The organism is Streptomyces sp. NPDC047014 (genome assembly GCF_040644195.1).
GTDB lineage: Bacteria > Actinomycetota > Actinomycetes > Streptomycetales > Streptomycetaceae > Streptomyces.
Genome location: NZ_JBEYVX010000058.1, coordinates 1 through 11,874, shown reverse-complemented (window position 1 = coordinate 11,874; position 11,874 = coordinate 1). Strand labels below are relative to the sequence as shown.

Below are 11,874 nucleotides of genomic sequence, written 5' to 3'. Positions count from 1 at the left end.
GTTCCGAGACGGGAACCGTCATGACCGCCGCCGCTGTCCGTGGCCGGTGCTGTGCAGCCTGATGCGGATGTTCGCGTCCGCGACGGTGCTCCCGTCGTGCTCCTTGCGGGCGGCACGCCGCAGCTCGACCAGGCGGACACATTCCTCGCACCCGGGCGCCGGCTCAGCATCCGGCCGGGGAAACGGGTCGCGCTGCGGAACCTGGTACCACAAGTCCCTGCTGTCGATCGTGGGAGCCGCCATGTCGTCCTCCGCGGTCGTGGTGATGAACGGAACGCTAAGGAGACGAAGTTGTGCTCGCTGGACAGTTTTCGCGAGTTTTCTCATGGACAGAGGCAGGTTGCTGCTGTTTTCTCACGTGGGGGTGCCCCTTCCGGTAGTGCGGAGCCGGACCAACCACCATCCTGAGCAGACCCGCTGCCCCAGAAGAGGAGGCCGACCTGTCATGGCTCGTCAGCTACGCTTCACCGGCACAGACAGCAAGGTCGATGGCTGCCCGGCTCTGCACACCTACACCGACACGGGTGACGTGGTCGTGCAGGGCACACCGCTCACCGACCCCGACGAACTCGCCCAGTTGAGGCACTTCGGACCGGGGGACGCTGCCGTTGTCATACCTCGCGAACTGCTCGTGAACTGGGGGCCGAAGGCAATGGAACGGAAGCCTGATCTTGTTGACCGGGCCACCTTCCGGCGTCTCTTCGAAACCTTTGCGCACACCGCGTGGCGGTTGGAGACCCGGCGTGGCTATGCCTCCGACCGCGAGGACCCCGACTACCGGGCCTTCCTGGAGACGGGTAGCGCTCCGTGCGATCCCAACGAGCCCTGGTTCGTGAACATCCGCCGTCAGACGGATGCGGGGAAGAGGGTGGGACGGGTTCGCGTGGCTGACAACCCTCCCAGCCAGGAGCAGTTGTTTCTTCTCGACTACGCCAGGCACAACGCCTCCGCCGGAGAGGACATGCGGTACCTCTGGCGGGAGGATGCGGATCGTCTCCAACTTCCGTCTGAGGACTTCTGGTTGTTCGACAGCCGACTCGTAGCGCTCATGCGGTTCGACGACGGGGACAACCTCCTGGGAGTGGAGCTCATCACCCAACCCGCGGAGGTCGTGAGGTTCTGCGTCCTGCGCGACGCAGCCATGCACGGCGCTGTCTCGTACGAGCAGTTCGCGGCACAGGTAGCCACGGCCGAGTAGTCGCGAGTATCGGTTGAGTACCGACTATCAGCGGGCGCGGGAAGCGCTGGGAGCGCGTCTTCGTGAACTGCGTTTCGCGTGCCCTGATGGTCGCCTCACGGGTCAGCAGTTGGCGCGGCGGCTCGGCTGGCCAGGATCCAAGATCAGCAAGCTGGAGAACGGGCGCCAGACCCCGACGCCCGAGGACCTTCACGCCTGGGCCGAGGCGACCGGCCAGCCCGAGCTGTACCCCGAGCTTGCCTCTCGTCTCACAGGGTTCGAATCCCACATCCGGTCATGGCGGCGAGCGCTGGCAAACGGCTTCAAGCCGGTGCACGAGAGTCTGAGCAGGGAGATCGAACACACCACAGAGCTGCGACTGTGGGAAGAGGCGGTCATCCCCGGAATGGTCCAGACACCCGACTACGCGCGCGCGCGGTCATCACGCGGTACGCGGAGCTTCTGGGACCCGCCAGTGACATCGAAGACGCCGTACGGGCGAGGATGCAGCGCCAGGACTGGCTGTACCGGCCGGGTCGTAAGCTGCACGTTCTGATGTGGGAGCCGGCGCTACAGGTGCGGCTTGGCCCTCCCGGGGTTCTGACGGCACAGCTGGACCGGCTGCTGGGCGTGGTGGGCATGGATACCGTGAACCTCGGAGTCGTCCCTCTGGAAGCAGCTCTGCGGCTTCCGCCGGCGAATGGCTTCTGGGTCCTCGATGACCGCCTGGTCGTCGCGGAAGACTGGCATGCGGAGATCTGGCTGGAGGACGCGGACAACGTGACCCTCTACATGAAGATCTGGGATGCACTCCACTCAGCGGCTGTGTTCGGAACCGAAGCTCAGCAGCTGATCGCCCGGGTCCGTAGGAGCATCCGAGAGTGATAGGCGGCCGCCGCTGCGTAGACTCGCGCATCGTGAGTGGGGAACGGCAGCGGGTTTCGCCTCGGCGGGAGGTGGTCGTGGGGGTGTCCCGGGCCGGGCGTCGCCGGGGGGCCGGGTATGCCCCGGCGCGTTCGGAGATCTCCGAGCAGACCACGCTCGGCAACGCCTACGTGCGCGCCCTCATGCGGAGCCAGCTGCGTGCCGGGGTGCTGGCGGTGGGCGCGCTGGTGGGGGTGCTCGGGCCGTTGCCGCTGGTGTTCGCGCTGACCCGGGCGGGCTCCGGCCCGGGGGTCTGGCTGGTGCTCGGCCTGCTGGCGTACCCGGTGATGTGGCTGATCGCCCGCTGGTACGTCCGCCGGGCCGAGCGCAACGAGGCCGATTTCACCGGCCTGGTGGCGGACCCGGCCGAGCGGGCCTAGACCCGGCCGAGCGGGCCTAGGGGAGGGCCTGCTCCTCAGAACAGGTGCATCGCCAGGTGGCCCAGCGGCAGGCCGAGCTGCCAGGCGGGGGTCCACACCCGGGCGTTCTCGTCCAGGCCCGGCGGGAGGTCGCCGTGGCCGGGCCGGGCCGGGTCGAGGTTGGTGGCGAACAGCTCGGTGCTGTCCAGCCAGCGCCACGCGGCGCGGGCCAGCTCCAGGTCGGGGTCCTCGCCGCGGCCGTCCTCCCGGGCCGCCTCGCCCAGGTCGAGGAAGCGGGTGTGCACCCAGTCGCGCCAGGGGTGTCCGTACGCCGTCAGCGACAGCCATTCGTCGAGCTGCGAGACCACGCGGATCCCGGAGAGCTCCCCGGCGGCGTCCGAGAGGTAGATGGTCAGGGCCAGGGTGTCCCGCCCGGCCCGGAACTCCAGGGTGCTGACCGGGATCAGCCGGCCCGTGCGCAGCAGTTCGTCTGCGATGTACTCGGCGTAGAGCCAGGCCATGGGCACCGCGAGCCCGCCGTCACTGGTGCCGTTCGTACCCTCGGGCTGCACCGATCCACCTTCTCCCGCGCGTTGGGCGTCCCGTTCTCAGCCCAGAGCCTTCACCGAGCGGCTTGCGCAGTGGGGGTTGTTTACTCAACTTGGACATTCTGATGTCGCATTCGATGCGGTTTCTGTCCGGTCCGCGCTCCTTCACGGCGTTCCGTGACCCGTTCGCCCTTCTGTCCCCGGGCGGGCGATTCAGGCACCGAGGCCGTAGCCGTAGCCCTGGAGGTCCTTGCGCAGGGCCCGCAGGGCGTAGTGCGTCCGGGACTTGACCGTGCCGGCCGGAATCCCCAGCTCGGCGGCCGCCTCGGCCACCGAGCGGTCCCGGAAGTAGACCTCCAGCAGCACCTGCCGGTGCTCCGGCCCCAGGGACCCCACGGCCCGCCGGACATCGATGGCCGTCACCGTCCCTGCGGCCGTGTCCTCGGCGGCGGGCGCCTGCTCCAGCCCTTCCGGATCCACCTCCAGGGGCCGGGAGAGCCGGGCCCGCCGGGCGTCGATCGCGAGCCGCCGCGCCACCGTGAAGAGCCAGGGCCGCATGGACTCGTGCCGCCCGGCCAGCGCCTCCGGGTGCTGCCAGGCCCGTACCAGGGTCTCCTGTACGAGGTCCTCCGCGCGCTGGGCGTCCCCGGCGGTGAGGCCGACCAGGAAGCCGAACAGGGCCCGCCCGTGGTCGCGCTGGAGTGCGGCCAGTGCCTCGGGATCCGTCCGCGGCAGGGTGGGGGTGGGCGGCACGGGGGCTCCTTCCGGGGCGGGTGGGGGCCGGGGCGGCGGCTTGCGGTCCACCCTCACCCGGGCGGAGCCACCCGGGAACCGTCCGGCCGGCGTGCTGCGCCCAAGCGCCCCGGTGGTCCGGCGGGCGGCCGCGCCGGGCGGTGAACGGTCGGACGGGCGCGGCGAACGGCACGGGGAGGCGCCGCCCCGGCCGCCTGCGCCGTTGGAGTGGGCGCGTGTCCGGAAGGCGGGCCCGGTTCTTGACTTGGGCCGGGCCGTTCTGTGGATTGCAGGGGATCGAATATCAGATAGTCCTACTAATGGGAGCCGGATAGATGACCCTGCGTACCCGGCCGAGAGCTGCCGTGGCCCTCCTGTCGGCCCTCCTGCTCTCGGCGGCCGCCGGCTGCTCGGCCACGGGGGACCGCGCACCCGCCCGCCTCGGGGAATCCGGCCCGGCCACCCCCTCCAGCGCCGCCGGATCCACCGCCGCGCGCGGGTTCACGCTGGTCGCGAGCGGCGACGTACTGCCGCACACCTCCGTCATCCGCCGGGCGGCCGAGGACGCGGGCGGCGAGGGGTACGACTTCCGGCCGATGTTCTCCGGCGTCAAGAAGCTGGTCTCCGGCGCCGACCTGGCCCTCTGCCATATGGAGACCATCTACGGCGAGGACGGCGGCCCCTTCTCCGGCTACCCCGCCTTCGTCTCCCCGCCCGCCGTCGCCGACGGGCTCAAGGACGCCGGGTACGACGGCTGCTCCACCGCCTCCAACCACACCCTCGACGACGGGGCCGACGGCCTGCGCCGCACCCTGGACCGCTTCGACAAGGCCGGCCTGAAACACGCCGGCTCCGCGCGCACCGCCGCCGAGGCGGCCACGGTGACCACCTATACGGCGGGCTCCGCCAAGGTCGCCCACCTCGCCTACACCTACGACACCAACGGCTACCCCCTGCCCGAGGGGCAGCCCTGGGCGGTCAACCTGATGAAACAGGACAAGATCGTCGCCGACGCGCGGGCCGCCCGGAAGGCGGGCGCCGACGTCGTGCTGGTCAGCCTGCACTGGGGCACCGAATGGCAGACCGCCCCGGACGACACCCAGCTCTCCCTGGGCAAGGCCCTCACCGCCTCGCAGACCGCCGGCCGGCCCGACATCGACATGATCCTCGGAACGCACGCCCATATCCCCCAGCCCTACGAGAAGGTCAACGGGACCTGGATCGTCTACGGCATGGGCGACCAGGTGGCGGGCGAGATGTTCAACCACTCGGGCGCGCGCGACCTGCGCGGCAACTACGGCTCCCTCGGCCGCTTCACCTTCGCCCCGCCCGCCGCCGAGGGGCAGCGCTGGCAGGTCACCAAGGCCGAGTTCGTCCCGCAGATGATGGACCTCTCCAGCGGGCGCGTCGTCCACCTCCCGGACGCCCTCGCCGAGGACCCGGGGCGCGAGGACTACACGAGCGCCCGCGAGGAGATCACCGAGGCCGTCCTCAGCCGAGGCGCCGCCGCGGACGGCCTCAAAGAGGCCCGCTGACGGTTACGGAACCACCGTCACCGGCCACTTGCCCGCCTTCACCAGCCGCACCGCCACCGAGCCCACGATCCGGTGGCCCGCCTGCTCCGAGGCACCGACCACCACCGCGTCCGCCATCAGCTCCTGCGCCGCGCTCACCAGCCCGGCGTAGGGGTCCCCGCGGAAGGTGTGGAACTCCCAGCGCACCGCGTAGATCCCCCGCAGCCGCTCCGCCGAGGCGCGGATCTCCGCGACCAGCCCCTCCGCGATCTCCCCGGTGGTGTCCGCCACCGGCGCCCCCAGCGCCGCGCCCGCGGGCAGCACCGGCTGTACGTACACCAGCGCCAGCAGCGCGTTCTGGCGCCGGGCCAGCCCCGCCGCGTAGGCCGCGGCCCGCAGCGAGGACTCCGAGCCGTCCACCCCGGCCACGATCACCTTCGGGCCGTCGGTACCGCGTTCGAATCCCGTGTTCACGTCCTCCGTCACCCTGCCGAGGATAGGCGGGGCGCCCGGCGGCCACCGCCCCGCCCCACCCGCTCGCCGCGCGCACCGGCCCCGCCCTCCCTACAGTGCGAACCATGAGTGCCACCGCGGAGGAGCAGCACGGAACCCGGAACCGCTTCCTCAACCGCGTCCCGGACGGCTTCGGCGCGTTCTTCGGGACGATCGGCCTGCTGTGCGCCCTGCTGTCGCTCTCCCCGACGCTGCGGCGGCTCCTGCGCCACGTGGTGCGCTTCCTCGACCTGATCGTCGTACCGGTCAGCGCGAACCTCGCCTACGCCGTCTTCCTCTTCCTCTTCGCGGCCGCCCTCGGCACCCGCAAGAAGGTCGCCTGGTGGATGGTCATCACCTATCTGGCCCTGCTCATCGTCGACGACCTCCTCGACATCGCCCTCGGGGACTACGCGATCGGCATCTCCTCCATGGCGCTCGCCCTCGCCGCCATGGCCCTCCTCGTCGCCGCCCGCAAGGAGTTCTACGCCGCCTCCCGCCCAGGGGCCCTCTGGCACGCCCTCATCGTGCTCGGCGTCGGCATGCTGCTCGCCGTCCTCCTCGGCTGGGCGCTCGTCGCCCTCTTCCCCGGCTCGCTGCCCCGGGGCCAGTGGCTGGACTGGGCCGCCAAGCAGGTCTTCGGCGGGCTCTTCTCCGCCCGCGAGTTCGACGGCCGGCCGCCGCGGCCCCTGTACTTCCTGCTCGGCCTGTTCGGCGCCGTCGCCCTGCTGAACGCCGCCGCCACCCTCTTCCGCTCCCAGCGCCTCACCGCCGCCCTGCACGGCGACGAGGAGCCCCGGATCAGGGCCCTGCTCGCCGCCTACGGACGCGGGGACTCCCTCGGCTACTTCGCCACCCGCCGGGACAAGGCCGTCGTCTTCGCCCCCAACGGCAGGGCCGGGGTCACCTACCGCGTCGAGGCCGGCGTGGCCCTGGCCAGCGGCGACCCGGTGGGCGACCCCGCCGCCTGGACCGCCGCGATCGACGCCTGGCTGGCCGTGGCCGGGCGCTACGGCTGGCAGCCCGCCGTGATGGGCGCCTCCGAGGAGGGCGCCACCGCCTACGCCCGCTCCGGACTCGGCGCCCTCCAGCTCGGCGACGAGGCCATCCTGCACGTCGCCCACTTCGACCTCGACGGCCGCGACATGCGCGTCACCCGCCAGGCCGTCAACCGCGTCCGCCGGGCCGGCGCCCGCACCGTCATCCGCCGCCACGCCGCGCTCTCCGAGGAGGAGATGCGCACCATCGTCGACCGCGCCGACCACTGGCGGGACACCGAGACCGAACGCGGCTTCTCCATGGCCCTCGACCGGCTGGGGGACCCGGCCGACGGGGACTGCCTGCTCGTCGAGGCGTTCGACGCCAAGGGCGAGCTGATCGCGCTGCTCTCCTTCGTCCCCTGGGGCCGGGACGGCATCTCCCTCGACCTGATGCGCCGCGACCGCACCGCCCCCAACGGGGTCATGGAGTTCATGGTCGCCGAGCTGTGCGCCGCCGCCCCGGGCCTCGGGGTCCGCCGGATCTCCCTCAACTTCGCCGTCTTCCGCTCCGCCTTCGAGGAGGGCGGCCGGATCGGCGCCGGGCCCGTGCTGCGGCTGTGGCGCAGGCTGCTGCTGTTCTTCTCCCGCTGGTGGCAGCTGGAGGCGCTGTACCGCTCGAACGTCAAGTACGGCCCCGAGTGGTACCCGCGGTTCCTCTGCTACCAGGACGCCGGCTCGCTCGCCCGGGTCAGCCTCGCCTCCGGCATCGCCGAGGGCTTCGTCTCCGTACCCAGCCTGCGCACCCTGTGGGGCAACGCCCACCCCAAGGGCCTCACCGCCCCCGCCACCACCGAGGGCCTGCCCTCGATCGCCTCGCTCGGACTGGACGCCGTACGGGACGAGGGTCCGGGCGTACCGGCCGAGCGGCTGCCGGAGCAGGTCCGGGTGCGGCACGCCAAGCTGGACCGTATCCGCGCGTCCGGCACCGACCCCTACCCGGTCGGCATCCGGGCGCGCACCCACACCGTCGCGCAGCTCAAGGCAGCCCACCCGGAGCGCACGCCCGGCGCCCGGTCCGGGGAGCGGGTCACGCTCGCCGGACGCGTGATGCTCGTACGGGACCTCGGCGGGGTGGTCTTCGCCGTCCTGCGGGACTGGTCCGGGGACATCCAGCTGATGCTCACCCGCGACGAGGCCGGGGAGCGGGTGCTGGACTCCTTCACCTCCCAGGTGGACTTCGGCGACCATGTGCTCGTCACCGGCGAGCCGGGAGCCAGCCGGACCGGCGAGCCCTCCCTCGTGGTCCTCTCCTGGCAGCTCACCGGCAAATGCCTGCGCCCGCTGCCCGACAAGCGCAAGGGCCTCGCGGACCCGGAGGCCCGGGTGCGCCGCCGCTACCTCGACCTCGTCGCGAGCCCGGAGGCGCGCGACGTCGTACGGGCCCGCTCCAGCGCCGTCCAGGCCCTGCGGCAGGGGCTGCTCGACCGGGGCTACCTGGAGGTCGAGACCCCGATGCTCCAGCAGATCCACGGCGGCGCCAACGCCCGCCCCTTCCGCACCCACATCAACGCCTACGACCTGGACCTCTACCTGCGGATCGCCCCCGAGCTGTACCTCAAGCGGCTCTGCGTGGGCGGTATGGAGAAGGTCTTCGAGATGGGCCGCACCTTCCGCAACGAGGGCGTCTCCTACAAGCACAATCCCGAGTTCACGATGCTGGAGGCGTACCAGGCGTTCGCCGACTACGACGTGATGCTCGACCTCACCCGCGAGCTGATCCAGGGCGCCGCCACCGCCGCCTACGGCTCGCCCGTCGCCCACAAGGCGGGGCCGGACGGGAAGCTCGTCGTCCACGACATCTCCGGCACCTGGCCGGTGAAGACCATGTACGGGGCGATCAGCGAGGCGCTGGGCGAGGAGGTCGACGCCGACACCGAGGAGCAGGTGCTGCGCCGGCTGTGCGACCGGGCGAAGGTGCCGCACGGGCCCGAGGACACCCGCGGGGACGTGGTGCTGGAGATGTACGAGCGGCTGGTGGAGGAGCGCACCCAGCTGCCCACCTTCTACAAGGACTTCCCCACGGACGTCTCCCCGCTCACCCGCCAGCACCGCCGCGACCCGCGGCTGGCCGAGCGGTGGGACCTCGTCGCCTTCGGCACCGAACTGGGCACCGCCTATTCGGAGCTGACCGATCCGGTGGAGCAGCGGCGTCGGCTCACCGCGCAGTCCCTGCTGGCGGCGGGCGGCGACCCGGAGGCCATGGAGCTGGACAACGACTTCCTCGACGCCCTGGAGTACGCGATGCCGCCGACCGGCGGCCTGGGCATCGGCGTGGACCGGCTCGTGATGTTCCTGACCGGCCTGACGATCCGCGAGACCCTGCCCTTCCCGCTGGTCCGCCACCGCTGACCGCCACCGCTGACCGGCGCGGCGGCGGCCCGGTGGCGTGCGCTGATCAGGTGACCGGCCGGGGGTGCGTCCGTGCCTCCCGACATCGGTGGCGATCTCGTTGATACGTAGTAGTAATGAAAAATGACGAGCCGACAGTAGGCCGCCGGGTGCTGCTGCGTACCGCCGTTTTCGCGGGTGTCGCCGCCGCCGGTCTGCTCATCTCCGGCAACGAGAGCGGCACCCCGGGCACCCCCGGAACGCCCGGGACACCCGGCCCCCCGGGCCAGGGCGGTGCGCCGGGCGCCGCCGCGGGGGCACCGGGCTCGCTCGCCGGCCGGATGCCCGAGAAGTCCTACCGGCTCCGCCCCATGACGGCCGAGGCCCCCCTGCGCCCGCCCGCCGTCAAGCCCGCCGTACGCACCCGCCCCATCCTGGAGCTGCCGGCCGGGGCGGACACGGCGAGCGCGATGGTCCTCACCTTCGACGACGGACCCGACCCCCGCTACACCCCGGCCATCCTCGACACCCTCTCCCGCTACGGCGTACGCGCCATGTTCTTCGTCTGCGGGGAGATGGCCACCGAACACCGGGACCTGGTGCGCCGGATCGCCGCCGAGGGCCACGTCATCGGCAACCACACCTGGACCCATCCGCTGATCCCCAAGCTCGGCCGGCCCGCCCTCGCCTCCGAGATCGGCCGCACGAGCGACGTCGTACAGCAGGTCATCGGCGAAGCGCCCCAGTGGTTCCGCGCGCCCTACGGGGCCTGGAACCGGGCCGCCTTCGAGATCGGCGCCGAGCTGGGCATGGAGCCGCTGGCCTGGACGGTGGACAGCCTCGACTGGGAGGAACCGGGGGTCACCACCATCATCGGACGGGTGCTGCGCGGGGCCGGGCCGCGGGCGATCGTGCTCTCGCACGACGCCGGCGGCAACCGCTCGCAGACCGTCCAGGCCCTCTCGGCGTATCTGCCCCAGCTGCTCGCGCGGGGCTACCGGATGACCCTGCCCACGCTGCCGGCGCGGCCGCCGCGCTGAACGGGCGAAGGGGGGCCGGGACGACCGGCCCCCCTGTTCAGCGGGCCGGGCGACCGGCCACCCTGCTCACCGGGCCGGGGCGACCGGCCCCCGCTCAGCGGGCCTGCACCATGCGGGCGAAGACCACCACGTTGCCGTCGTAGCCGCGGGCCTTCGAGTAGCCGCCGCCGCAGGTGATCACGCGGAGCTCCGCGTGGCCGGTGTCCCCGTACACGCGGGCGCCGGGGAAGGCGTCCTTGGAGAACACCTCCACGCCGTACACCTCGAACACCGCCGTGCGTCCGTCGTACCGCTCCACCTCGATCTTGTTGCCCGGCTTGACCGAGCCCAGGCCGTAGAAGACGGCCGGGCCCTCCGCGTTGTCCACATGGCCCACGATCACCGCGGAGCCGCGCTGGCCCGGCGAGATGCCGTTCAGGTACCAGCCCGCGAGATTGCGGTCCTGCGGCGGCGGGGCGTCGATCCAGCCCTCCGCGTCCAGCCCGACCGTCATCACCGGCGCGTCCACGCTGATCGTGGGAATCCGGATGCGCTGCACCGACGAGTGCTCCAGCAGCTCCATGTCCGCGGGCGGCGTCGGCGGGTTCGCCGGCAGCTGGCCGGCCGTCACCGCGACGGCCGAGGCCGCGGTGGGCTGGGGCGGCCCGTCGTCGATGTTCACGCCGTTCCGCACCATCGCGAGGCCCGTGAGCATGACCAGGGCGAGTACGCCCCACGGTGAGCGCCTTCGTGACTGCTGCCCGGGCTCGTCCTCGCCCATCGTTCTCCCTTCCCGACGCGGGGGTCCCGACCCGCGTTCCTGTCCCACCCCTGGTACGCCCTACTTCACGCACGCTAAGGCCGAGTCGGCGGCTCCGCGACGGGGGAGGGGCGAACGGGTGGCCGCGGCCCGGGAAGGTGCGCGGGGGGCCGGACGGGGTGCGCCCATCCAGGTAATCGTCACATGAATGCCTGACGGGTCGTGACCTGCGGATCCGTCAGCTCCGGGCCCCGCGCTTCGGCGTGTCGGTCAACCGGGCGGCCCAAAGCCTGACATGCGGAGGTTGCGGTGCGACCCGAGGGTTCGACGTGGGAGGCGTTCTCGTCGATCATCCGGGGCCGACGCTCCGGGGCGCTTCCCGCTGGAGGTTCCACCATGCGTGTTCTGCGCGCTCTTACCGTGACGGCGGCCGCCTGCGCCGCCCTGGGTCTCAGTGCCCCGCTCGCCTCCGCGAACCAGGACCCCGGGGGCCGGGGCGGGAATGGGGGTGGCAACGGCCCCAGCAACATCTCGGTCAACCCCTACGCCGTGCACCAGGGCTCCACGATGCAGGTGAGCGCGGCGGGCTGCGGTCACGGCGGTACGGTCTCCTCGCACGGGAACTTTCCGCCGGCCAACCTCTCCGCCGGCTCGATCGGCTTCGCGACCGTCCGGATCTTCAACCACGCCTCGCCCGGCCACCACACGCTGTCGGTCAAGTGCAACGACAGCAACCTGGTCGCCACGCACCGCTTCACGATCCTCCAGGGCAACCCCTCGCAGGGCGGCATCGGCGGATCCTTCGGCCCGTCCACCGCCGAGACCGCGATCGGCGCGAGCCTGGTGGGCGCCGCCGCCCTCGGGGCGGGCGCGCACGTGGTGCGCCGCCGCCGTCCGCTGCGCGGCCGCGCCTGACGGACCGCCTCCCCGGTCAGGCGTCCCCCGTCCCGCCGGTCGCCCCGAGCCCCTGCCAGGGCTCGG

General features: G+C 72.2%; 10 protein-coding genes and 1 pseudogene. 7 read left to right on the top strand and 4 right to left on the bottom strand.

Going from position 1 to position 11,874, the window contains the following annotated elements; translation table 11 throughout:
* Positions 1-445 precede the first annotated feature (445 nt).
* The 3 genes and pseudogenes from ABZ873_RS24900 (at position 446) to ABZ873_RS24890 (ending at position 2,481) form a co-directional block, all read left to right on the top strand.
* On the top strand, positions 446-1,198 hold the full coding sequence (locus ABZ873_RS24900) for a DUF6879 family protein (protein WP_360875897.1): 753 nt from the start codon (positions 446-448) through the stop codon (positions 1,196-1,198).
* A 13-nt stretch (positions 1,199-1,211) separates the two neighbouring features.
* A pseudogene (locus tag ABZ873_RS24895) lies at positions 1,212-2,062 on the top strand (helix-turn-helix transcriptional regulator).
* A gap of 77 nt (positions 2,063-2,139) precedes the next feature.
* On the top strand, positions 2,140-2,481 hold the full coding sequence (locus tag ABZ873_RS24890) for a hypothetical protein (RefSeq protein WP_360875895.1): 342 nt from the start codon (positions 2,140-2,142) through the stop codon (positions 2,479-2,481).
* 35 nt (positions 2,482-2,516) lie between these two features.
* On the opposite strand, the gene ABZ873_RS24885 is transcribed toward ABZ873_RS24890, so the two are convergent.
* A complete protein-coding gene (locus ABZ873_RS24885) occupies positions 2,517-2,981 on the bottom strand; it encodes a hypothetical protein (protein ID WP_360875918.1) in 465 nt (154 codons plus the stop codon).
* A 240-nt stretch (positions 2,982-3,221) separates the two neighbouring features.
* Positions 3,222-3,761: a sigma-70 family RNA polymerase sigma factor gene (locus tag ABZ873_RS24880; protein ID WP_360875893.1), complete on the bottom strand. Its 540-nt coding sequence runs from the start codon at positions 3,759-3,761 to the stop codon at positions 3,222-3,224.
* Positions 3,762-4,075: 314 nt separating this feature from the next.
* Between ABZ873_RS24880 and ABZ873_RS24875 the strand changes: the two genes are divergently transcribed.
* Positions 4,076-5,275 (top strand): CapA family protein, encoded by a 1,200-nt coding sequence (locus ABZ873_RS24875; protein WP_360875891.1) that lies wholly within the window; start codon positions 4,076-4,078, stop codon positions 5,273-5,275.
* Positions 5,276-5,278: 3 nt separating this feature from the next.
* Here ABZ873_RS24875 and ABZ873_RS24870 read toward each other — a convergent pair whose 3' ends face one another.
* Entirely contained in the window at positions 5,279-5,740 is a 462-nt protein-coding gene (locus ABZ873_RS24870; RefSeq protein ID WP_360875889.1) for a universal stress protein, read from the bottom strand.
* 92 nt (positions 5,741-5,832) lie between these two features.
* Here ABZ873_RS24870 and lysX point away from each other — a divergent pair, with 92 nt between their 5' ends.
* Positions 5,833-9,135 (top strand): bifunctional lysylphosphatidylglycerol synthetase/lysine--tRNA ligase LysX, encoded by a 3,303-nt coding sequence (lysX, locus tag ABZ873_RS24865; protein ID WP_360875887.1) that lies wholly within the window; start codon positions 5,833-5,835, stop codon positions 9,133-9,135.
* A 116-nt stretch (positions 9,136-9,251) separates the two neighbouring features.
* Positions 9,252-10,154: a polysaccharide deacetylase family protein gene (locus ABZ873_RS24860; protein ID WP_360875885.1), complete on the top strand. Its 903-nt coding sequence runs from the start codon at positions 9,252-9,254 to the stop codon at positions 10,152-10,154.
* 94 nt (positions 10,155-10,248) lie between these two features.
* On the opposite strand, the gene ABZ873_RS24855 is transcribed toward ABZ873_RS24860, so the two are convergent.
* Positions 10,249-10,914: a class F sortase gene (locus tag ABZ873_RS24855; RefSeq protein ID WP_360875883.1), complete on the bottom strand. Its 666-nt coding sequence runs from the start codon at positions 10,912-10,914 to the stop codon at positions 10,249-10,251.
* A gap of 375 nt (positions 10,915-11,289) precedes the next feature.
* Between ABZ873_RS24855 and ABZ873_RS24850 the strand changes: the two genes are divergently transcribed.
* Positions 11,290-11,808 (top strand): hypothetical protein, encoded by a 519-nt coding sequence (locus ABZ873_RS24850; RefSeq protein WP_360875882.1) that lies wholly within the window; start codon positions 11,290-11,292, stop codon positions 11,806-11,808.
* Positions 11,809-11,874: the final 66 nt, after the last annotated feature.

What these genes read in the sequence shown, in the direction of transcription:
- ABZ873_RS24860 (WP_360875885.1), top strand. Translation starts at nt 9,252, where the DNA reads ATGAAAAATGACGAGCCGACAGTAGGCCGCCGGGTGCTGCTGCGTACC.
- ABZ873_RS24875 (WP_360875891.1), top strand. Translation starts at nt 4,076, where the DNA reads ATGACCCTGCGTACCCGGCCGAGAGCTGCCGTGGCCCTCCTGTCGGCC.
- ABZ873_RS24885 (WP_360875918.1), bottom strand. Translation starts at nt 2,981, where the DNA reads ATGGCCTGGCTCTACGCCGAGTACATCGCAGACGAACTGCTGCGCACG.
- ABZ873_RS24900 (WP_360875897.1), top strand. Translation starts at nt 446, where the DNA reads ATGGCTCGTCAGCTACGCTTCACCGGCACAGACAGCAAGGTCGATGGC.
- ABZ873_RS24850 (WP_360875882.1), top strand. Translation starts at nt 11,290, where the DNA reads ATGCGTGTTCTGCGCGCTCTTACCGTGACGGCGGCCGCCTGCGCCGCC.
- lysX (WP_360875887.1), top strand. Translation starts at nt 5,833, where the DNA reads ATGAGTGCCACCGCGGAGGAGCAGCACGGAACCCGGAACCGCTTCCTC.
- ABZ873_RS24855 (WP_360875883.1), bottom strand. Translation starts at nt 10,914, where the DNA reads ATGGGCGAGGACGAGCCCGGGCAGCAGTCACGAAGGCGCTCACCGTGG.